The sequence below is a fragment of the Verrucomicrobiota bacterium genome (genome assembly GCA_016200005.1).
Lineage (GTDB): Bacteria > Verrucomicrobiota > Verrucomicrobiia > Limisphaerales > PALSA-1396 > PALSA-1396.
The window spans coordinates 17,257-40,211 of record JACQFP010000027.1; the positions used below are offsets into that span (position 1 = coordinate 17,257).

The window sequence follows — 22,955 nt, forward strand, 5'->3', positions numbered from 1 at the left end:
CTATAGTCAGAGCAAGTAACCCAACAGCGCGCGCCTATGAATCATAAATGGCAGATACCAAGACGGACGTTTCTGAAAGGATTGGGCACGGCGGTCGCGTTGCCGATGCTAGAAGCCATGGCGCCGGCGGTATCCTTTGCTGCCTCCAGCGCTGGAGCGCCCAAAGGTTTCCCCAAGCGAATGGCGTTCATTTACGTGCCGAACGGCCAGAACATGGCGGATTGGACGCCAAAAACTGTGGGCGCGGACTTTGAGCTGCCGGCCATTTTGGAGCCGCTCAAAGCGCATCAAAGAGATTTCCTTGTTCTCAGCGGCCTGGCCCACGACAAAGGGCGCGCCAATGGCGACGGCGCGGGCGATCATGCGCGCGCGTCGGCCAGTTATCTGACCGGCTGTCAGCCGCGCAAAACTCACGGCGTCGATATCAAGGTGGGAGTCTCAGTGGATCAAGTCGCCGCGTCGAAAGTCGGGAAGCAAACGCGCTTTGCGTCCTTGGAACTGGGATGCGACCGCAGCCAGTTGGCGGGCAATTGTGATTCGGGTTACAGTTGCGCCTATTCGTACAACATTTCCTGGAAGACGGACGCTACGCCGATGCCGCCGGAAGTGGATCCGCGCTCGGTGTTCGACCGGCTTTTCAGCAACGGGAAGCCCGGCGAAACGAAAGAGGCGCGGGCCAGGCGGGAGCTTTACGAAAAGAGCATTTTGGATTTCGTGCTGGAAGACGCAAACCGATTGAAATCCAACCTGGGCTATACGGACCGGCGCAAGCTCGACGAATACCTTACCGCTGTCCGCGAAATGGAAACGCGCATCGAACGCGCCGAGAAATATGCAGCCGAGTTGCCGGGGAACACACGCCCGACGGGCATCCCCAAGGAATTTGAGCAACATATCCGATTGATGTATGACTTGCTTGCGCTCGCCTTTCAAACGGACACAACGCGAATCTCGACTTTCGTCATAGCGCATGACGGCAGCAACCGGCCGTATCCCTTCATCGGCGTCACCGAGGGCCATCACGACCTTTCACATCATGGCAATGACGAAACGAAGAAGCAGAAGATCGCGAAGATCAATCGGTTCCACACGACCCAATTCGCTTACTTTCTCGAGAAGCTAAAGTCGATCAAGGAAGGCGAAGGTACGTTGCTGGACAACAGCATGATCGTCTATGGCAGTGGCTTGGCCGACGGAAATGCTCATGCCCACGATCATCTGCCCGTGCTCCTCGCGGGCAAAGCCGGGGGCACGATCCAACCCGGCCGGCACATCCGTTTCGAGAAAGAGACGCCGATGACCAACCTCTTTGTGTCGATGCTCGATCGGTTGGGCGCGCCGGTGGATCGCATCGGCGATAGCACCGGCAAATTGCGCGAGCTATCGTGATCGCGATTTACTCCTCGGCCAGTTCGCGTTGCTGCTGAATAAATTCCCGTGCTTGCGCGCGCTCCTCGTCGCTGAGTTTGCCATCGCCGTCCTTATCAAAGCGTTTGATGATGCCAGCCACAAACCCGCCGCGTCCGGTCTCTTTCTTTGATTCGGCCATCGCCCGGTCGATGAATGAATCGGCCATGTGACGTTTGAGCGACGCCCGCAACTGGGGCATTTCTTCCTCCTTCGCCGCGACCACTTGCAGGGTCACGCTGCCCATTTCGTCTGATGACATGCGTCCCCACCGCACTCGCACGGGCGGAATTGTCGGGTTCTTGGGGTTGTCGGCGGAGTTATCGTAGCTGATTTCCGAATCAATCCGCGTGCCTTTGGGCAGCGTGAAAGGTTGCTTGTAGGTGTATTGTTCCTGCCACGCAAAGTCCCAATCGCCGATTTTCATGAGCCACTTTTCGTGCCCATCCGGCATGGTGGCGATCATCTTCATCTCCTTGGCCAACTGGTGGGCATGTCCGTTGACGGCAAACGCTTCGACATCCACGGGCAGCACAAAGGAATCCTTGATGACATAATGTTTTTCCCCAGCCGGGATATCGATCCCGGCAATGGCGCCAAAAATGGGCGGCAGTTGAATGCCGGCAAAGGTCTTCTTGGGCGGCCCGTCGGCAAAATAAAACCCGATCACCGATTGTTCCTGCTCCACTTTACCCGACGGATGAAAATGAGTTTGCAACACCAGGTCGGCACCCTTCGGAATGTGCCAGGCCAGACCTTCGGGCAAAGGGCGCGGATTTCCGCCCACAGCCCAACCGCCAAGCCCGCCGCTCATCTGGAGTCCCCTGCCCCGTCCGCCACCACCACCGTTGTAGCCAGGTTCTGGATCGGCTTCGTCCAACTTGCGGGCGGTCCCGGTGGTATCGAGGAAAAACAAACAGTGATGAACCACCGTTCTGGCGCTGGGCCGAAACTCAATCGCCTTCACCCACTTATCCTCCGTAAGATTCAACGGAACGGCAAAGTAGCGGTAAATATCTTGACCCTCCGCCCGCACCGTGTAGGCCTCGGACATTTTTACAACGAGGTCCGGTTTGCCAAGTTGCCAGCCTTCTGGAAATTTTGGCAACGCGGGCAGTTTGGCGGCATCGCCCTCGATCGCGCCCTCAGCATACCACTGTCGCAGCATCCCGATTTGCTCGTCCGAGATGCGACGTTCATTGGCAAACTCGCAGTAACCCGGCTCAGCGTGCCACGGCGGCATAAATGTTTCTCCAGTGACTTCCGCGATCAACCTGGCCCGTTTCTTCACGTCGGCATAGGTGAGCAATGCGAACGGCGCCGCTTCACCCGGTCGATGGCACGAAGCACAGTTATTGAAAACAATCGGTGCAATGTGTTCGGTGAACGTCAGCGTGCCTTTCGGCTTCGGCGTGTACTTGATGTCGGCGATCCGCGCCGCTTTCGGTCGCGATTTGGCCGGCGCTTCAGCCGGCGCTTCGGTCGGCGATTGTGCATGCGCAAGCGGAACGAGCATCAAACCCGCCAGAAAACCGGCGGCCAGGTCTTTGGAGTATTTTCTCATAATCATTTTCTTGTGGTTTAATTCGCGCGAGCAAAGTTTCCATCAATTCGTGGGAATGTAACAACCGATAGCTTTCGTTCGCGAGTTGGTGACAGCTTTCCCTTTTACGACAGCATCCAGCGCCTGTCGCAAGTCCTTCTCGGTGGCCTGACCGCGGGATTTGCCCCACGCGCTGTAGAGATTGTCGATGCGGCCTCGATAGAGAATTTTCCCATTGGCGCCCACCACGACCGCTTCTGGGGTGACGGTCGCGCCGGTGGCTTTTACCAGGGCATGAGTGGAATCCAGAATGGTTGTGTGATTGGTAAGCCCGTACTCCGAGTTATGCTTTTCGAGCGCCGCGACTGTGAGGTCGGAATCGACAAAGACCAATTGAAACCGGATTCTCTTCGGACCGTAATCGCGACGGAGGCGTTCGAGTTCCCGGGCGTAAGCGTTGGAGATGGGACAGTCGTGCATGACAAAAATCAAAACCGATGCGACCGCTCCCTTCAGATCAAACGGAGTCTGCGCAACGCCTTTTACATCCTTGATGGAAAGCGAAACGCTGTCCACGCGCGTCTTATCCTTCGTCTCTGCACCGATGGACGAAGTGCACAACGAGAATAAGCTGAGAAGCAGAAGCAAGGTCGTCTGTCTCCTCATTCTGATCATCACAACATTTTGGTCTGAAAACCGCATTGCCAGCATGTGAATACATGTTGATAACGGATTGTTCAACAGGTTGGTTACGGTCCAAGGTGGGCGAAAATTAGACCTCGATCCAAATTCAGTTGATTTCGCGTGCCATCACCCTTTCAACACCGGCCTGACTTTATGCCAATCAGTGCTTTGTTCGTAAGCATGCGCGATTTTCAACATCGTTTCCTCGCCAAACGGTTTGCCGAGTAGTTGCAAGCCGATCGGCAATTTCGGCGATTTCGTGAAGCCGCAGGGAATGCTGATGCCGCAGATGCCTGCGAGGTTGCAGGAGATCGTGAAGATGTCCGAGAGATACATCTGCAACGGGTCGTCGGATTTTTCGCCGACCTTGAACGCGGCTGTCGGCGTCGTCGGGGTGACGATGGCATCGACTTGGTCGAATGCCTTCAAGAAATCCTGGCGGATGAGGGTGCGGACTTTTTGGGCGCGGAGATAATAGGCGTCATAGTAACCACTGCTCAGCACATAAGTGCCCAGGATGATACGGCGTTTGACTTCCGCGCCAAACCCGGCACCGCGCGTCTTGCTGTACAGCTCGATTGGGTCTGCACCGTCCACGCGCAGGCCGTAACGGATGCCGTCGAAGCGGGCGAGGTTGGCGCTGGCCTCGGCGGGCGCGATGATGTAATACGTCGCAGCGGCATAATCGGTGTGCGGAAGGGAAATCTCCTCGACTTCCGCGCCGAGCTTCTGCAATCGCTGAACCGCAGCATCGACAGCGCTCTTCACTTCCGCGTCCAGCCCACCGATCATGTATTCCTTCGGCAAGCCCAGTTTCAGTCCTTTGATGTTGCCGTCGAGGGCGGCGACAAAGTTGGGCACAGGTTCAGGAACACTCGTCGAATCGCGCGGGTCCTGACCGCTGATGACACTCAGCATCGTAGCGGCATCGCGCACATCTTTGGTAAACGATCCAATCTGATCGAGCGATGACGCGAAGGCGACAAGTCCATAGCGCGAAACGCGGCCGTAAGTAGGTTTCAACCCGACACAACCGCAAAGCGCAGCAGGCTGGCGAATCGAACCGCCCGTGTCCGAACCAAGCGTGGCGATGACTTCATCCGCCGCAACCGCCGCCGCTGAACCGCCGGAAGAACCGCCGGGAATGCGCGTCGTGTCCCACGGGTTCAAGGTGAGTTGGAATGCCGAGTTCTCAGTAGAACTGCCCATGGCAAACTCGTCCATGTTGAGCCGGCCAAAAACAATGGCACCGGCGGCTTTCAGTTTCTCGATGACCGTTGCGTCGTAGGGCGAAATAAATTTGCCGAGAATTTTTGAACCGCAGTTCAGCGGCTGGTTTTTTACCGCTAAAACATCCTTGATGGCGATGGGTATGCCCAGCAATCGGCGCTGCTCATGCTCTATGCCGGCTTTGTCGGCAGCATCCGCTTGGGCAAGTGCATCGGCGGCATCGTAGCTGATGAAAGCTTTGATCTGCCCATCGACACGCTGGATTCGGTCGAGGCAGGACTGCATGGCTTCGCGCGCGGAGACTTCGCGTTTGGCGAGGTGAGCAGTGAGTTGTGAAATTGTGAGTTGATTCAGCATGAAAAACTATTCATACATTTCAACCATCCTTGCGAATTCGAGTTCACAACTCGTGAGCATTCGTGAAATTCGTGTCGTCATTCCACAATCTTGGGCACGATGAAGAGTCCGTTGGCTTTGGAGGGCGCGTTGCGCAAGGCCTCCTCGTTGGAAATGGACGGACAGATTACATCGGGTCGTGTCACATTCACGAGGGGGACAGCGTGGGCGGTCGGCTCGACTTGGCTCACGTCCAGTTCCTTCAGCTTTTCGATGTAACCGAGGATGTGGTTGAGTTGCGCGCCGAGCTTTTGCTCTTCGGCAGGCGAAAGTGAGAGCCGCGCCAGGTGCGCGACGTATTTGACATCAATTTCGGTTGCGGACATGGACGGAGATTAAAGTTCAAACTCCAAAGTTCAAAGTTCAAAGTTGAATAACGAGGAAGGAGCAAAACCGAGCTAAAAAAGAAATGAAGTAGTAAAGAGAAACGCAAGAACTAGAAAAATGAAACGCACGGTTGACCAAACAAACCAAAAGTCGCGCGGGGTATCTTTCCTTACAAAAGGCCTTTTATAACCTCTGATGTGGATGGTCCCAGTTTTGAGGGACTTGAAAAGCCCAAAAAGCGCTAATGGAAAAAATATCAGAGTGAAAATTGCCAAATAGATTCGCATGGCAATCGGCCCTTACTCCTCATCAAACTTGCGTTTGACCAAGGCTTCCAATTCGAGCAACGCCTGCGGCGCGTCGCCACCCTCGGCATGGACGGTCAATTTGCTGCCGGGGCCGGCCGCCAGCATCATCAGGCCCATGATGCTTTTCCCGTTGATGCGTTCACCGTCCTTTTCGACGAAGATCTCGCAAGTAAATCGGCTGGCGGTTTTCACGAACATTGCCGCTGGCCGGGCGTGAATGCCCAGCTTGTTCGTCACCACCAGTTCCTTGAACCAGGGTTTGTCCGGTATCTTTTTGGCGCTCATCCGTTCCGTGTGTTTAGTGTGCGCCGAGTTGGTCATTTTTGCCAGCTATTAGTTTACAGGTGGGTTTTGCCGGCCATTTGGGCAATCAGTCGGTCATTTAATTCCTTGGCTGGATTATGACCGGCGGTCTTCAGCTTGGTGTGGAACGCCGCCACCTCGATCAATCTGGCCAAATCGCGGCCCGGTCGCACAGGAATCGTATAATGCGGAATGTCCACACCCAGGACTTTGACAAACTCCTGTTCGATGCCGACCCGATCCACATCCGAAACTTCATTCCAGGTTTTCAACGTGACGACGAGATCCACCCTCTTTTCCCGCCGGATGCATTTGACGCCGAACATGGCGGCGACATTGATGATGCCGATGCCGCGCACTTCCATGTGATTGCGCGTCAGCTCGGCGCTGGTGCCCATCACTTCACGACCGTCGATCAACGTCAGCCGCGTGATATCGTCGGAAACCAGGCTGTAGCCGCGTTCAATCAAAGCCAGCACACACTCGCTCTTGCCGATGCCGCTTTCGCCGCGAATGATTACGCCCACGCCCAGAATGTCCACCATGCTGCCCATCTCGGTGCCGCGCGGTGCGAACATCATCTCCAGAGCCAGCGTTGCCAGGTTGATGAACTTCATCGTGATCAGCGGACATTGGAAGATGGGTACCTTGGCCGCTTCAGCGCTTTTCAGAAACAGTTTGTCGGGTTTGAGATTTCGGCTGAAGACGACGCAGGGAATTTTGTGGGAAAACAAAACGTCGTAGCGAGATTGACGTTCCTCCGGCGAAAGCGATTTGAGGAAGGTTGCTTCCGCGCTGCCGATGACCTGCAAACGCTTGCTGGCAAAATATTTCGTGAAGCCAGCCAAAGCCAGGCCGGGACGATTGACGGTCGGCTCGCGGATGATTCTCTTCAGGCCGCTGGCACCGGCCACCAACGTCAGGCCCAAAGCGCCGGCGTGCTCTGTGTAAAACCGTTCGACTGTGATTACATCGTGTTCCATAACGAGAAATGGGGCAATGGAGTAATGGAGTTGTGGAGTATTGGGAAACCGAAATTCCAGCACTCCAACACTCCAGCACTCCAACACTCCAATTGGTCCGCGCTCTGTTTCATAAATTAAATTCTGGGCCGAGATAAATCTCGCGCGCCTTGGAATCGTTCACCAGAAACTCACCGGTGCCTTCGCACACAACTTCGCCTTTATGGATCAAGTAGGCGCGATCCACCAGCTTCAAGGTTTCCCGCACATTGTGATCGGTGATCAATATCCCCAGGCCGCGCTCCTTCAACCGGCGCACAATCTTTTGGACTTCATAGACGGCGATGGGATCGATTCCGCTGAACGGTTCGTCCAACAGCAGGAGCTTCGGACTGGTCACCAGCGCCCGGGTGATTTCGAGCCGCCGCTTTTCGCCTCCGCTCAACGTGTAGGCCATGTTCTTGGCCAGCGATGACATATCCAGTTCGTCGAGCAGATACTTGAGGCGCACGCGCCGCTCCTGGGAACTCATCTTGCAGGTTTCCAGGATGGCGAGGATGTTTTGCTCCACCGTCAGTTTGCGAAAGACCGACGGTTCCTGTGTCAGATAACCAATCCCCAAGCGGGCGCGCAGATGCATCGGCAACGACGTGATGGTCCGTCCTTGGAATGTGACGGCCCCGTCGTCGGGCTTGATCAAACCCACCACAATGTTGAATGTCGTCGTCTTGCCCGCACCGTTTGGGCCGAGCAGACCCACGATCTCGCCAGGCGCGACGGTAATGGACACGCCGTTGACCACGCGCCGCTGACTATATTTCTTCACCAGATTCTCGGTCGCCAACAGTTTGTCAACGGACTCCATCGTTGCTGTCGAATCGAATGCTTTGGTTGCGGTCTGGCTCATGTCGTGGCGGCATCAGCATGCCCCGGCTATCTGGGAAAGGGCAAGTTCGTTTGGTTGGTGTTGGCGGGCGGACGTCTCCATTCGGATTTGTGTATCCCCCTCGCAGTCAGTTTTCCATCCGCGCGATCCCAAATCAACGAATCCGCTTTGCTGATACGGCTGCCAGGCAGTGTCGCCGTCGGTTCGCCGGTCAACTCCACGAGATTATTGGTGGCCGTGTAAACTGCCTGTGCCCCTTTGGCGCTGCGCTCGCCTTGTTCGAGGTACACGTTTCGTTCCGCGATCATTTTTTCAAGCTGATTGGTCGTCGCAAAAAAATAACCCGTCACCACCTCCGCCCTCAGCGTGGTGTGAACATCATTGGTGCCGGGGCGCACTTCATCCTGAACGGCCACGACCTTTTCCTCGGCCAAAAAACTCTCTGCCTGACCGTTCGTCGAAAGGTTGATCGTGAGGATTTCGCAGTTCAATTTCTTATACACTTTCCGGGCAGTGTCGGCAGGGCCGGGGACTTGTCCGACGGCCACGTTGCGCCGGGCCACGACGGTCTTCATCTGATTGTTCGTGAATTCAACCGTCAATAAACCACAAGTCATCCACCCATTCATCACGTCGCCTTCGAGCAGGTTTGCCCGGACGTTCTCGCGAAAGCTCAGGAGGTTGTTCCGATAATCGTAATCGTCAGAGAAGACTTCAACGAATTGGTTGGTCTTCGCCACGCGGTTGGTTGAATCGGCGGCACCAGACGACAACATGGACGATTTGCCCAACGCCGCCAGCGGCAGCTTGAGGTAACCATCGCCGTGCGCGGTAAAAACCTGGTTGGTCTGGTCGAAGGTCAGCGTGTCGCCGCTCACAACTCGTTGGTTGGAAGACCAGTTTGCTTTGCCGCTTAATCTGACTGTGCCGTCCGCTTCCGTGTAAATCGCTTCGTCGCCGGTGGCGCGGCTCTGATCATTGGGGTTGAAGATCAAAACGTTGGTGCGAGCGATGATGACACGAGCCGGCCGATTGGTCGTCGGTAACTGCATCGTCAAGAGCTTGGAGGTGATTTCGATGATTTCATTTGTGCCGGCGTGATCGGCCGCCGGCGTGGACGAGTTCGCCGACAGTGGCCCCGACAAACTCAAAGCCGCACGCGGCAATTTCAAATAAGCATTCGGTTCAGCCCGAACCGTGTTGTCTTGCCTGTCGAAAATGAATTTGTCCGCTTTCGCCGCGCGCTGGTCATCCTGCCAATGCGCATTGCCCATCAACTCAATCCTCTCCTGTTCCGCGTTCACCAAGTAAACCGCCGATTCGCCGGTGGCGCGACTGTTGTCCTGCCTGCCTGTGATCACCACATTTGTTTCCGCCAGGACATTTTCCACTGAACCGTTGGTGGAAAAATGAGCCGTCGCAATTGCGCACGTCAGTTCCATCTTTGGATCGACCGCTCGGACGTTGCCCGAATAAACCGCCAGATTGGAAACGGAACTGAAATCGGCGTGTTGGGAAAAGATTTTGACGAATTGGTTTGTGTCGAGGACGGCATTGGTGGCCACGAGGGTTGGGACAGGAACGCCGGCTGAATTCGTCGTCGCCTCACCCGCCGGTTTGAGTTGAGAGGTCGGGGACGCGAGTAATTCCTTGTGGATGGTAGTTTCGACTTTGTTCGAAATGACCAGACTGAGATTCGTCTGCCGTAATAGAAATCCTTCGCCTTGTATGAAGAATTTTCCATCCGCCGTCTGCATCTGCATCGGCCCGGCGGAACTGACCGTGCGGTTAATCGTGTCATAGACGCACTCGGGCGCAGAACTGATTGTCTGGCGGTCGCCGTTTCGTGCAAAAGTTTCCATCCTGAACTCTTTGAGCAAAACCTTGCCTTCGCCGAGCGCGCGACCTTCCGCGCCCATCAGCAAATATTTTGTCTGATTCTGCAATGGTGGATCGTAGGGTTCAGCGAATCGAAATTTACTGATGACGACTCCGCGCTGCTGTCCATGCAATGTGACCACCAACAGAACAAAAGCGGCAAGCAGCCCGCCGATCAGAGCCCATCTCCCGGTTTGAACTGCGCGCTGCGTCATAGCCAGGCGCGACAGGCAGAAGGCGCAGTCGAAGATTTCAGATTGGCAGCGGTGTCGTTCGGCACGCCGTGGTTCTACCAGTCACGCCCGGAAACGTAAAACGTAATTCGCAATGGAAGGTGTTTTCACCGGGATACATCTGCAGAATGCTGCAGTCCGTCACGCTTGAATTCACAATTCAACATCGCGTGGAGGTGGTGCCTTCCTTAAGGCTAACATTGATGCCGCTGCAAATGTCGCCAGGCGCGCGCGCCACGATTTCCGGTCTGCCTGCCGAAGAAATCGCTACCGTGAAGCGGTTGCGCCCGCGTTCGCCGGCGCTGGCGTTTTCGATTCGCGCGTTCTGGCCGACGCCGCCGACCGGGTGGCCAGCTTGTTTACCTCCGTGCACTGCCAACCGTCACAGAGGATTCTGAAGAGCGGCGCGCGGGAATGTAAACGCCGTTGAAGAACCGCTCTGTTTTGTGGGTTAAACATGAGCAGGAAGCTCTTGCGGGGACGTGCCGATTGCGCGTTTCGCAATCATCAGTGTGTCAGTACTCGTTAATACCCCAAAGCGGAGCGTTGGTGGGAGATCGGAGGCGGTCTTCCACCAACGGAGTCACATCCGTCGCGTGGGCAGAAATGCCCGCAAGCGGAAGGAGAACATGCGACGGCGCGGCAGGAAACACGTGCGGGAAAAAGTTCATCTCCGCCTGGAGCGCGACGCCGTTCAAATAGCCGAACATCAGGCAATCCTCCACCCGGTCGGAAGGGGTGCCTTCCACCAGCGCGACCAGGGCGGAATCGTGACCCTCCTTGGCTGCACGCCATTTTTCAATCCAGTTGCGAGCGATCCAGGGCGGCTCCTTCGCGTCGCGGAGCGCCACGATGATCATATCGGCCTCCATGGCGGCGGCGATGGCCCGGTCAAGCAAGGCGGGATCATACAGGAAGTGAAATTTCCACCAGGAGTACCGCATGTCATGGTCGTCGCGCAGGTTTTTGACGAGCGTGTCGTACAACGCAATAGCACGGCCATGCGTGAGTTCGTCCTCGTAAGCAACCACGAGGTGGAAGGGAAACTTCGGTTCCCAACGAACGGTTTCAGGAATGACTTCCAGCGAACTGGCGCTCATAGGCATGTTCAGGTTAAGGGACGGATCAAGAGACCTCGTCGCAATCCCTCGCGCCACCGTATTCATCAGACCTCCTTTTGGCGAAGTCGTTGGAAAAGCGGACCGGCAGGTGTGGCGCGTTGGCTTCATGGCGACTGTCACCAGTCTGATCGCTCTGGCGTGCATCACAACGCGAACGGTTACGGATATTGCACCTCGGACGGATTACGGATGCGGACGGCGAAAGCAGGACGTCGTCAGCCGGCGCAGAATTCACTGAACCATGCCCTGCGCGACCGCAAACCTCGTCAGGCCGGCGACGGTGTGGATGTCGAGCTTGTGCATGATATGCTCGCGGTGGGTCTCCACGGTGCGCACCCCGACCCCAAGTCGGCGGGCGATATCCTTGTTGCTAAGCCCTTCAGCCACGTGCACCAACACCTCGCGTTCACGGTCGGACAGGGCGAACGCGTGGGCGGGGCGGGCGTCACCGGGGCTGCCCTGAGCGAGTTCCTCCACCAGAACGCTCGACACTCCAGGACCGCAAAAGACCTCACCCGCGCTTACGGCGCGAATGGCGCGCACCAGTTCATCGGGCGAACTGTCCTTCCGCACGAAGCCGCGCGCACCGAGCCGGAAAACTTGCGTGATGTATTCGCGATTGTCGTGCATGGTGAGCACCAAGACGCGGGCTCGGGGCGCTTTTTTCCGCAAGCGCGAGATGGCTTCCAGTCCGCTCATGCCCGGCATGCTGATGTCCATGAGCACGACCTCGGGCTTCAACCGCGCCGCCTGCCGCAGGGCTTCTTCGCCGTTGCCGGCTTCGCCGACAATCGCAATCCCGGCTTCCGTAGCCAGGTGGGACTTGATGCCCTCGCGCACGAATGGGTGATCGTCCACAAGTAACAGGCGAATTTTTCGAGCGGCCATAATAGGAAAAGGTTAGCTGGAAAGCACGGGAAGGCGGCCCGCGGGTGTGACGCGGCGCGTTTGCGGCGTCAACTCCACGACCAGTTGCGTGCCCGCGCCGGGAGAGGATTCCACCGAGCAAATCCCGCCGACCAGCCGGACGCGTTCCTCAATGTCCATCAACCCCATGCCCGCATCTTTCGCAGCGCCGAGGCTCAACACGCTCTGATCAAACCCGCGTCCATCATCACGCACGCGAAACCGGAGACCGCCATCGTCGCACGCGAGTTCCACCGTCACCCGGCGCGCGCCGGCGTGCTTTTCCACGTTCGTCAGGGCCTCCTGCGCGATGCGGTAGATGCTCAACTCAATGTCGGCGGGGAGCTTTTGCGGCGTGTCGGGGCACACCAGTTCAACCACGATGCCGGTACGTTCCCCAAATTCTGTGCACAAGCTGCGCAGCGCCGCCACCAGGCCGAGGTCATCCAGTTCACTCGGGCGAAGATTGCGGGAGATGCGGCGCACTTCCAGCATGGCCTTGTCCAGTAAGGCTCGAGTTTTCTCCACCTCGGCGCTCAACGCATTGTCCTCCTTTGGCAGGCGCGCCTCAACGGATTGGATGCGGAACTTCACGGAGGAGAGAAGTTGGTTGACACTATCGTGCAATTCGCGTGCGACCCGGCGGCGTTCCGCTTCCTGCGCGTGCAGAATCAACCGGGGCAATTCGCGCAGTTTCGCCTCCGCGGCCGCCTTCTCACGCTCGACCGCCTTTTTGCGCAGCGCGCTGAGCACGGAGGACGGCAGCCGCCGCAGGCTGGCCTTGAGGATGTAATCGTCCGCGCCTTCCTTGATGCAGGCGACGGCGACTTCTTCCGAGCGATTGCCGGTGACCAGGATGAAAGGGATGTCGGGGCGTTTCGCCTGCAGCAGATGCAACGCCTCCAGCGCATCAAATTCCGGCAGCGTGAAGTCCGAGAGCACGATGTCGGGCGGCGCGGTTTCGAGGACGGCGCGAAACTCTTCACGGGTTTGAATCCGCCGGGTTTTGAACGAAATCTCCTCGTCGCGCAACGCCGCCTCCATCGCCTCCGCGTCGCGCGCGATGTCTTCGATGATGACGATGTCCAGTTCCTTGTTCATGCGCGATGGAGTGTTCGGGTTTCTGTCTGGTTTTTAACTCCGCTGCCCCTGCGGGTCGAGCGAAAACCAGAGGTCTTGATCGAGTCCTCAACCGCGACAAACTTCTGCTCTTGGACTATCAATTTCAAATCACCGTCCCATGCGGTATGATCCCATTCTTGGGAATGACCACGATGCCGTCGCGAATGAAATAAAGCGGATGATCGACATTCTGCGGTTTGCCCGCTGGCGAAATCGTGACGTTGTCACCGATACGGGCATTCTTATCAATGATGGCATTTTCGATGCGGGTGTTCTGGCCGACGCCGATCCGCGGCACGCCCGCCGCCTCATATTCCAGAATGGAGTTGTACGACTCGTAATAATCGCACCCGAGCAAGATGACCCGCTTCAATTCGCTGCCGGCGCCCACGATGCTGCGGATGCCGACGATGCTCTGAATGATTTTGGCGTGGTTGATGATACATCCGTCGGAAATCACGGCGTGGTCGATCTGCGCCCCGTTGATTTTGGACGCCGGCAGAAAGCGGGGCCGGCTGAAAATCGGCGTCGCCATGTCAAAGAAATTAAACCGCGGCAGCTCGGAAGTCACATCGAGGTTGGCCTCAAAAAAGGAACGGATGGTGCCGATGTCCTCCCAGTAACCCTGGAACACATACGAAAAAACGCGATGCGTTTGAATCGCGCCCGGAATGATGTGCTTGCCGAAATCGGTCATCGTGTTGTCCAGCAACTTCAGCAGGACGTCCCTGTTGAAAACATAGATGCCCATCGACGCCATGAACAATTCACCGTCGCCTTCAATGCCAAGTTGTGGATACCACGCCTTGTCCAACTTCAGCGAATCCAGCACCCCCACGTCTTTCGGCTTTTCGACAAAGCGCGTGATGCGCCGGTCCTGGTCGATCTGCATGATGCCCAGCGATTGGGCCTCGCCGCGCGCGACCGGAATGGTGGCAATGGTCAAATCAGCATTCGTCTCGGCATGCTGGTTGATGATGGGGCGGAAATCCATGCGGTACAATTGGTCACCGCTGAGAATCAGCGCGTATTCAAATTCGTGATTCAGCAAGTGAATCAAATTCTTGCGCACGGCGTCGGCCGTGCCTTGATACCAGGAAGCGTCCGAAAAGGTTTGCTCGGCGGCCAGCAGTTCCACGAACCCGCCGGAAAAATGGTCGAACTTATAGGACTGCGAAATGTGGCGATGCAACGAAGCGGAATTGAATTGGGTCAACAGATAAATGCGCCGCAGCCCCGAATTGATGCAGTTGGAGATGGGAATATCGACCAGCCGATATTTTCCCGCCAGCGGAACGGCCGGTTTGGCGCGCTCTTTGGTCAGTGGAAACAACCGCTTCCCCTGCCCGCCGCCCATGATGACAGAAAGCACATTGCTCGTGTTCGCGGTTTGCCGGCTGGTTTGAGCCATAATGAAATCCTTACTTGTGAATGGTCATGCGGATTTATAACGTTCCGGTCGGCAAAAGTAAATCAAAACGGTCAATTAACTTTTCCTATGTGCGGCATCGTCGGCTACGTCGGCAGGCACGACGCAGTTCCCATCATTCTCGAAGGACTGCGACGATTGGAATATCGCGGCTACGACAGCGCCGGGCTTTCCGTGCTGTGCGATGGCGCACTGCAAACGCGCAGGAAAAAGGGGAAAATTGACGAGGGTCTCGCCAAACTCCTCGAAGCGAGCACGGTGAGCGGCCAGATCGGCGTCGGCCACACGCGTTGGGCCACGCACGGCCCGCCCTCGGATGACAACTCGCATCCACACCTGGATCAAAGCGGCAAGATCGCCGTCGTCCACAATGGGGTCATCGAAAACTACGACCGCATCAAGGAACGGCTGCTCCAGGACGGGCATCAATTCCACTCCTCCACCGATACCGAAGTGCTGGCACATTTGATCGGCGAACATTATGAAAAGACAAAAGGCCGGCCCAACAATGAACGGACTCACCACCCACTCACCCTTTCCATCATCAACGCCCTCAAGGAAGTCATCGGCACCTATGGCATCGCCGTCGTCAGCGCGGACCATCCGGGCTTGATCGTCGGCGCGCGACGCGGGTCGCCGCTCCTCATCGGAGTCGGTGACAAGGAGAACTTCCTCGCCAGCGACGCCAACGCGATTATCGCACACACGCGCAAGGTGGTTTATCTGAACGATTATGACGTGGCAGAAATCACCGCCGACCAATTTCACGTCACCAATCTAGGCGCGGACACGGCGAAAGTGCAGATCAGCCAGCTCGAATTCAGCCCCGAAGCCGTCGAACGCGGCGCGTTTCCGCATTTCATGCTCAAGGAAATCTTCGAGCAGCCGCGAACAGTGGAAAACGCCATTCGTGGACGCATTGACCATGAGGAAGCCACCGCCAGGTTTGGCGGATTAAACCTGTCCACGACGGAGTTGCGCGCGGTGGATCGCCTGGTGCTCACCGCCTGCGGCACAAGCTGGCACGCCGCGCTCGTCGGCGAGTATTTGATCGAGGAACTGGCGCATATCCCGGTCGAGGTTGAATATGCCAGCGAATTCCGCTATCGCAACGCGCCGTTGGAGAAAAACACACTGGTGCTGGCCATCACGCAGTCAGGCGAAACGGCCGATACCCTTGCCGCGTTGCGCGAAGCGAAGCGGCGCGGGCACAAAGCGCTGGCCATCTGCAATGTCGTCGGCAGCACCATCGCGCGCGAAGCCGACGGCGGTATTTATCTGCACGCCGGGCCGGAGATTGGCGTGGCGTCCACGAAAGCGTTCACGTCGCAAGTGTCGGCGCTGACGCTGCTGGCGCTGTTCATGGGACGCATCCGGATGTTGTCCTCCAGTCGTGGCAGGCAACTGATTCGCGCCTTGGAAGCCCTGCCGCAACAGATCGAGAGCGTCCTCGCACAAAACGATCATATCAAACGCATCGCCTTGAATTATTCCCAGGCCGGAGATTTCTTTTTCATCGGGCGACAATATAATTTTCCGGTGGCCCTGGAAGGCGCGCTCAAGCTGAAGGAGATTTCCTACATCCACGCCGCCGGTTATCCCGCGGCGGAGTTGAAACACGGGCCCATCGCCCTGATTGATGAAAAGACTCCGAGCGTGGTCCTCATTCCGTCGGATGCGCTCTACGAGAAAGTCCTGAGCAACTTGCAGGAGATCAAAGCGCGGCACGGTCCGCTCATCGCGCTCGCCACGGAAGGCAACAACCGCCTCGCCAAACAAGTGGATGAAATCATTTACCTGCCGGCGGCCATGGAACAGATTTCACCCTTGCTCGCCGTTGTTCCCTTGCAACTGCTCGCCTACCACATCGCCGTGGCGCGCGGCTGTGACGTGGACAAACCGCGCAATCTTGCCAAGAGCGTGACCGTGGAATGAACGACGGGTGATGTCCTGCCTGATTTGAGGGCTGATTTTTCCCGCTAGACTTCCCGGCCCAATGCTGTAAAAAGGAAGAAATCTCGACACTCAATCTTTGAAAATAAACAAGTAAGCAGAATATGAAAATGGAAACAAAACGGCATTTGATCACCCTTCTGGGTTTTGCGTTGTGCGCCAGTCTGGTTCACGCTGACGACCAGTCCGCCTTGAAAACCGAGAAGGAGAAGGTCAGTTACGGCATCGGCATGAACATCGGCAGCAACCTCAAACGTCAGTCCTACGATGTGGAGGTCGATTTGATCGCGAAGGGCATCAAGGACGTTCTCAGCAGCAACACCACTCTGTTGACCGAACAACAGGCGCAGGAAGCCATCATGAGTTATCAGAAGGAATTGCGCGCCAAGCAGGAGGAGAAAAACAAACAACTCGCGGAAAAGAATAAAAAGGCCGGCGAGGATTTTCTGGCCGCCAACGCCAAGAAACCCGGCGTCGTTACCCTGCCCAGTGGGTTGCAATACAAGGTGATCACCGAAGGCACGGGCGACGTTCCCAAAAACGGCGACACTGTGACCGTGAATTACAAAGGCACGTTGATCGATGGAACGGAATTCGACAGCTCCTACAAACGGGGGCAGCCAGCAACCTTCAACGTGAACGGCGTCATCAAGGGCTGGACCGAAGCGTTGCTCATGATGAAGACCGGCTCCAAACAGGAATTGTATATTCCGGCCAGTCTGGCTTATGGCGATCGCGGGCAGGGTGCCAAGATTGAACCCGGCTCGACGTTGATTTTCGAGGTCGAACTGGTTTCCACCAAGTCACCGCAACCAACCACCAGCGACATCATCAAGGTGCCGTCAGCCGAGGAACTCAAAGCCGGCGCGAAGATCGAAGTGATCAAGCCGGAAGATGTCAACAAAGCGAAAGCCGAAGAAGCCAAGCCGGCCAAGCCGGAAGACGCGAAGCCGAAGTAAGGGCTTCCCGACCAGAAAAGTTAGTTCGTTTGTAGCCGTAGAAGACCCTGCTTGGAACAACTCGGGGGGACGACACGCGCTATTCTCACGCGTTTCGCAATTTCGCCAATCAACCGCGCATCATTCTACTTTCGCGCACGCGTGAATTTCAAAGTGGCGTCCGCCTGAACCGATGACCAGCAGCTTCATTGCATCAACAGCGAACTTTCAGTCCCTCAAGCGCGGCGAGTTTTGACGCCTTGGGATCAAAGCTCCAAAAAGTGTCGCACTTGAGCGCGAGCGCTGAGGCAACGTGAAGCAAATCGTAGGTGCGGAAGCCATGCCGCGCGGTGTGGCGCAATGCGAGTTCCTCGAATTGCCGCTCCAGATTGCCGATGGGTACAACCGCGTTGCGGATAAAGCTCTCCTTCGTCAGGTCGTCTCGGAAATTTGCCTGCGCCAGCGCCGCCTGCTCCGCTGTGACAAAATGTTGTCCCGGCGAACGGCCGAAGAAAACGTGAAGTTGAAACGCGTTGATGACTTCCAAACGATGCAGCCATGTCACCGGTAGCGGACCGGTCGCACCTCGCTCCGCTCGCGCCACCAAGCGGTCAGCTTCGGTACTGTCCGGCAGTTCCAGGTACGTGCGGGTGAAAAAGTTGGTGTCGGCGTAGGGAGTCATTCGCCGCGAATGAGTTTGTCCACCTTGCGAACTTGGGCGGCAGGAATCATCTTGGGAAAAATCGCCCGCCGGCGCGCGGCAAAATCCGGCAACGTGATGGTCTTGCGGGCGGACGCCTCCGATTGGATGGAATAAATGCGGCCGTCGCGGCGCTTGACCTGCACCACGCCCTCGCGGTCGCAGGCATCCAGCACCGTTGCTGGCTCGCGGTCAAGTTGTCGCACAGTGAAAGTCTTCATGTCGGACAATATGTCGGCGCTGGCCGATTTAGTCAAGCATCGACTGCGCTTCGAATCCTGGCGCCGTAGGCGCGAAGACTTTGTCGGACCAACACCAACACTGAATTTGGTTCCCTTGGGAGCGGCTTAAGGCAAATGTCACTCCTGATGGCGCTTGGAAATTGTTTCGGGCGGGTTCTACAAAGATGACGCCCCTGACGGGGCTAACAGCGAGTGCGTGCCGGGCGACTGCGCCAGTTTCCAAATCGGCGAGTGCTCGCGCCCACCTGAACCGATGACGAGGAGCTTCATGAAAGGCTTTTCCGCAGATTACGCAGATGGCGTGCTTTTAGAAAGTCGAATTTCCAACTGAAATGATCCCCATTCATGACCTATTTGAATGGAAGGCTGCTAAACTCGACGGGCGCGGTTTTCTTTTGGTCATCAGCCTCCTTTGGCAAATATCGCAATGCAAGCCGCGCCGCACGGAAGAAATTGGGCAGCGGCTCTGTGCCTATCCATGTTGCGAGTTTAATTCGTCTGACACCGCCGCCAGCCTTGCGAACCTCAGCGTCAAAGTGCGCAGTCACTGAATCACGTTCTGCGAGAGGAACGAGGCGGAGTCGCTCCGTGAACAAACGATTCGCATTATGAAAGCTGGTGGCAAATGGGCAGGTCGCGCTACCGCTCGGCCATTTCAGTACGAAGGCCAGGTTCCCCGTAGCTCTGCCTGGGATTCTCCGATTTCGTGAGATGATGCGGCTGACGCGCGTATCGGATGTCTTCTCGGAAGCCAGCACATCTGCCGTGACGTAAAAGGGAGCATTCACCCCGCCTACCGATTTAATTCGGAGCGCAGCGACCCCAGCGCCTCTCAGCTTAAGCTCGTATGCTTCATCTGGGAGCGGTCGTTCGACACAACAAAAACTGATTGTTTTCGGGAATGAAACCGAATAACTCGGATTTGGCCGAACCCTGCCGCTCTGCGACTTTATCTTGATAGGGCAAAGTTTCTTGCCGTTTTGCAGGAGATAATCCATGTCTGCATCGTTGCTAACTCACGCGCGCCTCGCCTTTGCCCTTCACCACTTCGCCGATGAGCCAGGCTTTGTGCTTTCCCACGCGGATAAATCTCAGCACGGTATCTGCCTTGTCCGCCGACACAATGGCGACCATGCCGATGCCCATGTTGAAGACTTGATACAATTCATCGTCCGGCACACCGCTCTTTTCTACGATGATCTGGAAGATTCGCAACATGTCCCACGAGCCTTTGCGGATGACGACGTCGCAATTCTTCGGCAACACGCGCGGTATGTTGTCGACAAAACCACCGCCCGTGATGTGGGCAAATGCTCTGATTGAATATTGAACGTTGGATGTTGAGCGTTGAGCGTTGAAACGCCGCAACAACTTTTGCACGAGCGGGCCGTAGCTGACATGGACTTTAAGCAACTCAGCGCCGATCGTATTCTTCAACTCCGCCACGTAGCCCTCCGGCTTGAGCTTCATCTGTTCGAAAAAGATTTTCCGCGCCAGTGAGTAGCCGTTGGTGTGCAGTCCGCTCGACGCGATTCCGATGACGACGTCCCCTGCCCTCACCGTTTTCTGGCCGTTGAGCATTTTGGATTTCTCCACAACGCCAACGATCGTGCCGCTCACATCATATTCGCCCGGCGCGTAAAAGTCAGACATCTGCGCCGTCTCACCACCAACCAGTGCGCAGTGATTCTCCACGCAACCACGGACGAAGCCCGTGATGATCTGCTGGAAGACGTGCGGCTTCAACTTTCCGGTGCCGAGATAGTCGAGAAAGAAGAGCGGCTCCGCGCCCAGCACCGCTATGTCGTTGACGCAATGGTTGACGAGATCGTGGCCAATGGTGTCGTGCCGGTCCATCGCGAAGGCGATTTTCAATTTCGTGCCGACGCCATCGACGCTCGAAACGAGCACGGGCTGCTTGAACTTCTTTACGTTCAACGCGAACAGCCCGCCAAACCCGCCCACTTTGCCGAGCACTTCCGGGCGATGCGTGGAGGCGAGGAGCTCTGGTAGAGTGGCTTTGAGACGGTTGCCTAAATCGATGTCCACTCCGGCGGCCGCGTAAGCTTTTTGTTTCATCGTAAAATGCGGCGCGATTATTCCGTTGCCAACTCGCCACTGTCGAGTCTGGAAATGCACGAGGGTTTTTGATTTGCGACGCGCCAGCGATTCATTAACCTCCTCAGCACATTCAACAACAACGCAACATGAAAACCAATCGCCGCCAATTTTTGAGAAATGCCGGGATGGGTCTGGGCACGATCGGAGTGATCGGCCAATCCACTTTTGCCGCCGAAGCGCCAAAGCAACCAAGCTTCATTACTCGCTCATCCAAAATGAAGCTCGGCACCGTCACCTACAACATCGCCAAGGACTGGGATGTCCCGACGATCATCAAGTACTGCACCGAAACGAAATTCCAGGGCGTCGAGCTGCGCACCTCCCATGCGCATGGTGTGGAGGTGACGTTGAACACACACCAGCGTGAGGAAGTGAAACAGCGTTTCCGCGATTCGCAGGTTGAATTGATGGGCCTCGGCAGCGCGTTTGATTTTCATACTCCCGACCAGGCCAAGCTGCGCGCGGAGATTGCGGCCACCAAGCAATACATCATCCTTGCTCACGATGTCGGCGCTCCCGGCGTCAAGGTTCGCCCCAACGGTTTGCCCAAAGAAGTGCCGCCGGAGAAGACGCTGGAGCAGATCGGCAAGTCGCTGCATGAACTCGGCGACTTCGGCGACAATCACGGCGTGCAAATGCGCCTGGAAGTTCACGGCCAGGCCACGTCGCTCGTGCCCAATATCAAGACCATCATGGACGTGGCCAACCACAAAAGCGTCGGTGTTTGCTGGAACTCCAATCAGAGCGACCTCGAAGGCGAAGGTTTCGACCATAACTTCAATCTCGTGAAGGACAAGATTTTCACCGTCCACATGCGCGATCTTTATCTCGACGAGTATCCGTTCCGTAAACTGCTGACGCGCCTGAACGAAAACGGCTTCACTGGTTATTGCCTGGCCGAAATTCCGGAGAGCAAAGATCCGCTGCGGGTGATGAGATATTTCCGTTCGCTCTGGCTCGCGTATCAGAATTTGCTCTGATCGCTTAATCCGGCAGCGGTTTTCCTTTGGTCTCCGGCGCCAGCCAGATCAGGAACAAACCCAACGCGTAAATCAACGTCACGACCGCGCCCGCCTGCGCATAACTGCCGCCGTAATGCGTCACAAGCTGGCCTTGCGTTATGGCGCCGACGGCGGCAAGAATCCGTCCCGCGTTGAAGCAAAGTCCCTGACCCGTCGCGCGCGACCGCGTGGGAAACAACTCCGGCAAATACAACGGGAGCCAGCCATAAAACGCCGCCGTAAACGCGCCGGCCAAAAATGCGCCGACGATGAACGCGGCTCCGAATTCACTTACCGCGCGAAACAGCACACCGCAGGTGATCAGCGAACCGAGACACAGCGCAAAATACGCCGGTCGCCGCCCCATCCGCGCGCCAATCGCCGGCCCAATGAAACAACCGATTATGGCGCCGACCGACATAACGAACATCGTGATACCTTTGACTTGTGGCAACGCCTTGCCCGCCATTTTATCCGCCCACAACGGCAGCCATTGCACCGAACCCCAGGTGCCGATCAAGGCCACGGACGCGAAAGCGATGGCCAGCAACGTCGTCTTCCACAGGTTGCGCCCGAAAACTTCGGCGAGCGGATGCGTCGTGCGGGTCTTCACCGCTTCCTTCCAGCGATGCGATTCCGGCACTTTGAGACTGATCCATAATGCGAGCAATGCCGGCACCGCTCCCGCCAGCATCACCCAGCGCCACGAATCCGGCTTCACCGGGATGATCCAGGTCATCAGGCCGATCAGCGCGTAACCAAAGTTCGCCGCCGCGCCGATGACTCCGGCCATGAGCGGACGCTTGTCTTCCGGCCAACACTCCATCACCAACGCCACTCCGAGCGACCACTCTCCACCCATGCCCAACGCCGCAAAGAACCGAAACAGCCCAAACTGCCACGCCGCGCCTGCAAAGTAACACGCCCCGGTAAAGATCGAATACGTGATGATGCTGGTCACCATCGCGCGCACACGACCCAGCTTGTCCCCGAGCCAGCCGAAGAGAAGCCCGCCGGTCGCTGCGCCCATTAAGAACAAGGCCGTGATGTAGCCCATCCACGGGCCGACCTGCTGGTCGGCCTGGGTGCCGAGCAATTCCTGCAACGCGGGCCGCGCGACGACGGGGAAGATCGCCATCTCCAAACCGTCAAACATCCACCCTAAAAATGCCGCGACCAACACCAGCCACTGGGCTTTGTCGATTTTTGCAGTCTCAGTCATTGGCATATTTCGGCTCGGATTTGTTGGCGGTTGTGCATCGTGT

General features: G+C 56.8%; 21 protein-coding genes and 1 pseudogene. 4 read left to right on the forward strand and 18 right to left on the reverse strand.

Going from position 1 to position 22,955, the window contains the following annotated elements; genetic code table 11:
* The first annotated feature begins 36 nt into the window (after positions 1 to 36).
* Positions 37 to 1,389: a DUF1552 domain-containing protein gene (locus HY298_10370; GenBank protein ID MBI3850659.1), complete on the forward strand. Its 1,353-nt coding sequence runs from the start codon at positions 37 to 39 to the stop codon at positions 1,387 to 1,389.
* Positions 1,390 to 1,396: 7 nt separating this feature from the next.
* Here HY298_10370 and HY298_10375 read toward each other — a convergent pair whose 3' ends face one another.
* The 12 genes from HY298_10375 to HY298_10430 all read right to left on the reverse strand — a co-directional run bounded on the left by HY298_10375 (position 1,397) and on the right by HY298_10430 (position 14,717).
* Positions 1,397 to 2,971, reverse strand: coding sequence for a cytochrome c (locus HY298_10375; protein MBI3850660.1), 1,575 nt, complete (start codon positions 2,969 to 2,971; stop codon positions 1,397 to 1,399).
* Between the two features lie 42 nt (positions 2,972 to 3,013).
* Positions 3,014 to 3,625, reverse strand: a complete 612-nt coding sequence (locus HY298_10380) for a redoxin family protein (protein ID MBI3850661.1) — start codon at positions 3,623 to 3,625, stop codon at positions 3,014 to 3,016.
* A gap of 135 nt (positions 3,626 to 3,760) precedes the next feature.
* Positions 3,761 to 5,221, reverse strand: a complete 1,461-nt coding sequence (gene gatA / locus HY298_10385; protein MBI3850662.1) for an Asp-tRNA(Asn)/Glu-tRNA(Gln) amidotransferase subunit GatA — start codon at positions 5,219 to 5,221, stop codon at positions 3,761 to 3,763.
* A gap of 77 nt (positions 5,222 to 5,298) precedes the next feature.
* Positions 5,299 to 5,586, reverse strand: a complete 288-nt coding sequence (gene gatC, locus HY298_10390; GenBank protein ID MBI3850663.1) for an Asp-tRNA(Asn)/Glu-tRNA(Gln) amidotransferase subunit GatC — start codon at positions 5,584 to 5,586, stop codon at positions 5,299 to 5,301.
* Positions 5,587 to 5,886: 300 nt separating this feature from the next.
* Positions 5,887 to 6,180 carry an HPr family phosphocarrier protein gene (locus tag HY298_10395; protein ID MBI3850664.1) on the reverse strand — a complete coding sequence of 98 codons (294 nt, stop codon included), beginning with the start codon at positions 6,178 to 6,180 and terminating at the stop codon, positions 5,887 to 5,889.
* 53 nt (positions 6,181 to 6,233) lie between these two features.
* Positions 6,234 to 7,181, reverse strand: a complete 948-nt coding sequence (hprK, locus tag HY298_10400) for an HPr(Ser) kinase/phosphatase (protein ID MBI3850665.1) — start codon at positions 7,179 to 7,181, stop codon at positions 6,234 to 6,236.
* Between the two features lie 109 nt (positions 7,182 to 7,290).
* Positions 7,291 to 8,067: an LPS export ABC transporter ATP-binding protein gene (gene lptB, locus HY298_10405; protein MBI3850666.1), complete on the reverse strand. Its 777-nt coding sequence runs from the start codon at positions 8,065 to 8,067 to the stop codon at positions 7,291 to 7,293.
* A 26-nt stretch (positions 8,068 to 8,093) separates the two neighbouring features.
* Positions 8,094 to 10,139 carry a hypothetical protein gene (locus HY298_10410; protein ID MBI3850667.1) on the reverse strand — a complete coding sequence of 682 codons (2,046 nt, stop codon included), beginning with the start codon at positions 10,137 to 10,139 and terminating at the stop codon, positions 8,094 to 8,096.
* A gap of 533 nt (positions 10,140 to 10,672) precedes the next feature.
* Positions 10,673 to 11,257: a hypothetical protein gene (locus tag HY298_10415; GenBank protein ID MBI3850668.1), complete on the reverse strand. Its 585-nt coding sequence runs from the start codon at positions 11,255 to 11,257 to the stop codon at positions 10,673 to 10,675.
* Positions 11,258 to 11,509: 252 nt separating this feature from the next.
* The gene (locus tag HY298_10420) at positions 11,510 to 12,166 is read right to left on the reverse strand and encodes a response regulator transcription factor (GenBank protein ID MBI3850669.1); all 657 of its coding nucleotides are present in this window, start codon (positions 12,164 to 12,166) and stop codon (positions 11,510 to 11,512) included.
* A gap of 12 nt (positions 12,167 to 12,178) precedes the next feature.
* On the reverse strand, positions 12,179 to 13,285 hold the full coding sequence (locus HY298_10425) for a response regulator (protein MBI3850670.1): 1,107 nt from the start codon (positions 13,283 to 13,285) through the stop codon (positions 12,179 to 12,181).
* A 124-nt stretch (positions 13,286 to 13,409) separates the two neighbouring features.
* Positions 13,410 to 14,717 carry a glucose-1-phosphate adenylyltransferase gene (locus HY298_10430; GenBank protein MBI3850671.1) on the reverse strand — a complete coding sequence of 436 codons (1,308 nt, stop codon included), beginning with the start codon at positions 14,715 to 14,717 and terminating at the stop codon, positions 13,410 to 13,412.
* Positions 14,718 to 14,804: 87 nt separating this feature from the next.
* Between HY298_10430 and glmS the strand changes: the two genes are divergently transcribed.
* Together glmS and HY298_10440 are read left to right on the forward strand one after the other, a co-directional pair.
* The gene (gene glmS / locus HY298_10435; GenBank protein ID MBI3850672.1) at positions 14,805 to 16,670 is read left to right on the forward strand and encodes a glutamine--fructose-6-phosphate transaminase (isomerizing); all 1,866 of its coding nucleotides are present in this window, start codon (positions 14,805 to 14,807) and stop codon (positions 16,668 to 16,670) included.
* Between the two features lie 128 nt (positions 16,671 to 16,798).
* Positions 16,799 to 17,647, forward strand: a complete 849-nt coding sequence (locus HY298_10440; GenBank protein ID MBI3850673.1) for an FKBP-type peptidyl-prolyl cis-trans isomerase — start codon at positions 16,799 to 16,801, stop codon at positions 17,645 to 17,647.
* A gap of 193 nt (positions 17,648 to 17,840) precedes the next feature.
* On the opposite strand, the gene HY298_10445 is transcribed toward HY298_10440, so the two are convergent.
* The 5 genes and pseudogenes from HY298_10445 to HY298_10465 all read right to left on the reverse strand — a co-directional run bounded on the left by HY298_10445 (position 17,841) and on the right by HY298_10465 (position 20,647).
* Positions 17,841 to 18,308, reverse strand: a complete 468-nt coding sequence (locus tag HY298_10445; GenBank protein ID MBI3850674.1) for a type II toxin-antitoxin system VapC family toxin — start codon at positions 18,306 to 18,308, stop codon at positions 17,841 to 17,843.
* Positions 18,305 to 18,547 carry a hypothetical protein gene (locus HY298_10450; protein ID MBI3850675.1) on the reverse strand — a complete coding sequence of 81 codons (243 nt, stop codon included), beginning with the start codon at positions 18,545 to 18,547 and terminating at the stop codon, positions 18,305 to 18,307. Before HY298_10450 ends, HY298_10445 begins: the two co-directional genes overlap by 4 nt.
* A 198-nt stretch (positions 18,548 to 18,745) precedes the next feature.
* A pseudogene (locus HY298_10455) lies at positions 18,746 to 18,838 on the reverse strand (hypothetical protein).
* Between the two features lie 80 nt (positions 18,839 to 18,918).
* On the reverse strand, positions 18,919 to 19,566 hold the full coding sequence (locus HY298_10460) for a hypothetical protein (GenBank protein ID MBI3850676.1): 648 nt from the start codon (positions 19,564 to 19,566) through the stop codon (positions 18,919 to 18,921).
* A 13-nt stretch (positions 19,567 to 19,579) separates the two neighbouring features.
* Positions 19,580 to 20,647, reverse strand: a complete 1,068-nt coding sequence (locus HY298_10465) for a phosphoribosylformylglycinamidine cyclo-ligase (GenBank protein MBI3850677.1) — start codon at positions 20,645 to 20,647, stop codon at positions 19,580 to 19,582.
* Between the two features lie 257 nt (positions 20,648 to 20,904).
* On the opposite strand from HY298_10465, the gene HY298_10470 reads away from it, so the two are divergent.
* Positions 20,905 to 21,669, forward strand: a complete 765-nt coding sequence (locus HY298_10470; GenBank protein ID MBI3850678.1) for a sugar phosphate isomerase/epimerase — start codon at positions 20,905 to 20,907, stop codon at positions 21,667 to 21,669.
* Between the two features lie 4 nt (positions 21,670 to 21,673).
* Here the strand turns inward: HY298_10470 and HY298_10475 are convergent, their stop codons facing one another.
* Positions 21,674 to 22,918 carry an MFS transporter gene (locus HY298_10475; protein ID MBI3850679.1) on the reverse strand — a complete coding sequence of 415 codons (1,245 nt, stop codon included), beginning with the start codon at positions 22,916 to 22,918 and terminating at the stop codon, positions 21,674 to 21,676.
* Between the last annotated feature and the right edge of the window lie 37 nt (positions 22,919 to 22,955).

Bases quoted from the DNA above. Each gene is read 5' to 3' on its own strand.
- HY298_10470 (MBI3850678.1), top strand. From the start codon at position 20,905: ATGAAGCTCGGCACCGTCACCTACAACATCGCCAAGGACTGGGATGTC.
- HY298_10425 (MBI3850670.1), bottom strand. From the start codon at position 13,285: ATGAACAAGGAACTGGACATCGTCATCATCGAAGACATCGCGCGCGAC.
- HY298_10415 (MBI3850668.1), bottom strand. From the start codon at position 11,257: ATGAGCGCCAGTTCGCTGGAAGTCATTCCTGAAACCGTTCGTTGGGAA.
- HY298_10395 (MBI3850664.1), bottom strand. From the start codon at position 6,180: ATGAGCGCCAAAAAGATACCGGACAAACCCTGGTTCAAGGAACTGGTG.
- gatA (MBI3850662.1), bottom strand. From the start codon at position 5,221: ATGCTGAATCAACTCACAATTTCACAACTCACTGCTCACCTCGCCAAA.
- HY298_10440 (MBI3850673.1), top strand. From the start codon at position 16,799: ATGGAAACAAAACGGCATTTGATCACCCTTCTGGGTTTTGCGTTGTGC.
- HY298_10370 (MBI3850659.1), top strand. From the start codon at position 37: ATGAATCATAAATGGCAGATACCAAGACGGACGTTTCTGAAAGGATTG.
- HY298_10380 (MBI3850661.1), bottom strand. From the start codon at position 3,625: ATGATCAGAATGAGGAGACAGACGACCTTGCTTCTGCTTCTCAGCTTA.
- HY298_10465 (MBI3850677.1), bottom strand. From the start codon at position 20,647: ATGAAACAAAAAGCTTACGCGGCCGCCGGAGTGGACATCGATTTAGGC.
- HY298_10430 (MBI3850671.1), bottom strand. From the start codon at position 14,717: ATGGCTCAAACCAGCCGGCAAACCGCGAACACGAGCAATGTGCTTTCT.
- glmS (MBI3850672.1), top strand. From the start codon at position 14,805: ATGTGCGGCATCGTCGGCTACGTCGGCAGGCACGACGCAGTTCCCATC.
- hprK (MBI3850665.1), bottom strand. From the start codon at position 7,181: ATGGAACACGATGTAATCACAGTCGAACGGTTTTACACAGAGCACGCC.
- HY298_10450 (MBI3850675.1), bottom strand. From the start codon at position 18,547: ATGAAGACTTTCACTGTGCGACAACTTGACCGCGAGCCAGCAACGGTG.
- gatC (MBI3850663.1), bottom strand. From the start codon at position 5,586: ATGTCCGCAACCGAAATTGATGTCAAATACGTCGCGCACCTGGCGCGG.
- HY298_10475 (MBI3850679.1), bottom strand. From the start codon at position 22,918: ATGCCAATGACTGAGACTGCAAAAATCGACAAAGCCCAGTGGCTGGTG.
- lptB (MBI3850666.1), bottom strand. From the start codon at position 8,067: ATGAGCCAGACCGCAACCAAAGCATTCGATTCGACAGCAACGATGGAG.
- HY298_10420 (MBI3850669.1), bottom strand. From the start codon at position 12,166: ATGGCCGCTCGAAAAATTCGCCTGTTACTTGTGGACGATCACCCATTC.
- HY298_10410 (MBI3850667.1), bottom strand. From the start codon at position 10,139: ATGACGCAGCGCGCAGTTCAAACCGGGAGATGGGCTCTGATCGGCGGG.
- HY298_10375 (MBI3850660.1), bottom strand. From the start codon at position 2,971: ATGAGAAAATACTCCAAAGACCTGGCCGCCGGTTTTCTGGCGGGTTTG.
- HY298_10445 (MBI3850674.1), bottom strand. From the start codon at position 18,308: ATGACTCCCTACGCCGACACCAACTTTTTCACCCGCACGTACCTGGAA.
- HY298_10460 (MBI3850676.1), bottom strand. From the start codon at position 19,566: ATGGATTATCTCCTGCAAAACGGCAAGAAACTTTGCCCTATCAAGATA.